We start from the raw sequence: 697 nt of genomic DNA on the forward strand, positions 1-697 counted from the left end.
CAAACTCCAGCGTTGCAGCGTGCGTAGTGAAATACCTACTTCCAAACAAGCAGGCGCCCTGCGGGCGCCCGCCATGATGGCTTCATTGAGCCAATCGACGAGTAAATACCGTTCTGGCAACAAGGTCAGATGTCCTCGTCGTCGTTCCCCCAGTAGGCATTGAGCTTTTTTCGCAGTACCAGCAACGCAACTGTCTCAGCTAGCGCAGCATCCTTTCGACGCAGTTCACGTTCCAGCTCCCGAATCCGATTTTTGTCTTCTTTGGACTCCCCGGCAATTCCTTTTTTTAGCGCTGAATGATTGCTGCTGTTGCTGATAAAAGCTTTGCGCCAGCCATCAATTTGCTCGGGAAAAATACCCTTGCGACGGCAATACTCACCCAACTCCAACTCCGATAAGGCCGATGACTCGATAACGACTTGTAGCTTGGACTCGGCAGACCAACTTTCAGGCGACTGCTTGTTTTCGGACAACTGGGAGCCTCTGGCAGCAGCTTGCTTGCGCCAATAATGAAGAGACATATCACTGCACCCCTCGCGGCGCGCAACCTCCGACGCTGAAAGGTTCAGAGGAGGAAGCATCATTTTCAGCAGCGCAGCTTTACGTTCTTCTGAGTAGAAAGGCATGACCATACTCTTGCCGCCCCCGAATTGCTTTTAAAAAGGGGAGGACACGACAACTACCCTGACACCGGGGG

Annotated in this window: 1 pseudogene; it reads right to left on the minus strand. The window is 52.7% G+C overall.

The window, feature by feature from the left end:
* Positions 1–626, minus strand: a pseudogene (locus ACLD1Y_RS31600) (IS3 family transposase); the annotation flags it as partial.
* Between the last annotated feature and the right edge of the window lie 71 nt (positions 627–697).

The organism is Pseudomonas sp. 18175 (assembly GCF_050432925.1).
GTDB lineage: Bacteria > Pseudomonadota > Gammaproteobacteria > Pseudomonadales > Pseudomonadaceae > Aquipseudomonas.